This is a genomic window from Streptomyces sp. A1277, from assembly GCF_004795015.1.
In the GTDB taxonomy this organism is placed as follows: domain Bacteria; phylum Actinomycetota; class Actinomycetes; order Streptomycetales; family Streptomycetaceae; genus Streptomyces.
Window position 1 is genome coordinate 1 of the sequence record NZ_SSBI01000098.1, and the last position, 1,797, is coordinate 1,797.

Annotated in this window: 2 protein-coding genes; both read left to right on the forward strand. The window is 68.8% G+C overall.

Translation table 11 applies throughout. From position 1 onward, the window contains the following. The first annotated feature begins 11 nt into the window (after nucleotides 1-11). Nucleotides 12-797 carry an electron transfer flavoprotein subunit beta/FixA family protein gene (locus E6R18_RS33795; RefSeq protein ID WP_136320676.1) on the forward strand — a complete coding sequence of 262 codons (786 nt, stop codon included), beginning with the start codon at nucleotides 12-14 and terminating at the stop codon, nucleotides 795-797. A gap of 74 nt (nucleotides 798-871) precedes the next feature. After that, the coding region (locus E6R18_RS33800) for an electron transfer flavoprotein subunit alpha/FixB family protein (protein WP_136320677.1) at nucleotides 872-1,797 on the forward strand (926 nt) is incomplete at its 3' end.

The following is a 1,797-nucleotide window of genomic DNA, read 5'->3' on the forward strand; positions in this document are numbered from 1 at the left end:
GGAGAGCCGGCGTGAGCTTGAGGATCGTTGTCTGTGTGAAGTACGTGCCCGACGCGACCGGTGACCGGCATTTCGCCGATGACCTGACGTTGGATCGTGAGGATGTCGACGGTCTGCTGTCGGAGCTGGACGAGTACGCGGTCGAGCAGGCGTTGCAGATCGCGGACGGGGCGGACGATGCGGAGGTCACCGTGTTGACGGTGGGTCCGGAGGATGCCAAGGACGCGTTGCGCAAGGCGTTGTCGATGGGTGCGGACAAGGCGGTTCACGTCGAGGACGACGATCTGCACGGTACGGATGCGATGGGGACGTCGCTGGTGCTGGCGAAGGCTGTCGAGGAGACGGGTTACGACCTGGTGATCTCGGGGATGGCGTCGACGGACGGGACGATGGGTGTGGTTCCGGCGCTGCTCGCGGAGCGGCTGGGTGTGCCGCAGGTGACGTTGTTGTCGCAGGTGTCGGTCGAGGGCGGTGTCGTGCGGGGGCGGCGTGACGGGGACAGTGCGTCGGAGGAGCTGGAGGCGTCGTTGCCGGCGGTGGTGTCGGTGACCGACCAGTCCGGTGAGGCGCGTTATCCGTCGTTCAAGGGGATCATGGCGGCGAAGAAGAAGCCGGTGAAGTCCCTGGACCTGGATGACCTGGGGATCGACGCGGACGAGGTGGGTCTGGCGGGTGCGTGGACCGCGGTCGACTCCGCGACCGAGCGTCCGGCCCGTACCGCGGGCACGATCGTGAAGGACGAGGGTGAGGGCGGCAAGCAGCTGGCCGAGTTCCTGGCCGGTCAGAAGTTCATCTGAGTTCCGGCTGCCCCCGTCACCGCCCCCCGCTTACCGCCCCCGCTTACCTCGCACTCGCAGGAGATTGAAGTCCCATGGCTGAAGTTCTCGTCTATGTCGATCACGTGGACGGTGCCGTCCGCAAGCCCACTCTGGAGCTGCTGACGCTCGCGCGCCGTATCGGTGAGCCCGTCGCCGTCGCCCTGGGCAACGGGGCCGCGGACACCGCGGCCGCGCTCGCCGAGCACGGCGCGGTCAGGGTGCTGACCGCTGATGCCCCCGAGTTCGCCGATTACCTCGTGGTGCCGAAGGTCGACGCGCTCCGGGCCGCCTATGAGGCGGTGTCCCCGGCCGCTGTGCTGCTGTCCTCCTCCGCGGAGGCCAAGGAGATCGCGGCCCGCCTCGCGGTCCGTATCGGCTCCGGGATCATCACCGACGCCGTGGACCTGGAGGCCGGCGATCAGGGCCCGGTTGCCACGCAGTCCGCGTTCGCCGCGTCGTACACGACCAAGTCCCGTGTCTCCAGGGGTGTTCCGGTCATCACGGTCAAGCCGAACTCCGCCCCGGTCGAGGCGGCGCCGGCCGCCGGTGCGGTCGAGGCGCTCGCGGTCTCCTTCTCGGAGCAGGCCACCGGCACCAAGGTCCTCTCCCGTACCCCGCGCGAGTCGACGGGGCGTCCGGAGCTGACGGAGGCCGCGATCGTGGTCTCGGGTGGCCGTGGTGTCAATGGTGCGGAGAACTTCGCGGTCATCGAGGCCCTCGCCGACTCGCTGGGTGCCGCCGTCGGCGCTTCGCGTGCGGCGGTGGACGCGGGCTGGTATCCGCACACCAACCAGGTCGGTCAGACGGGCAAGTCGGTCTCGCCGCAGCTGTACATCGCGTCGGGTATCTCGGGTGCGATCCAGCACCGGGCGGGGATGCAGACCTCGAAGACGATCGTCGCGGTCAACAAGGACTCCGAGGCCCCGATCTTCGACCTCGTCGACTACGGCGTCGTCGGTGACCTCTTCGACGTCGTCCC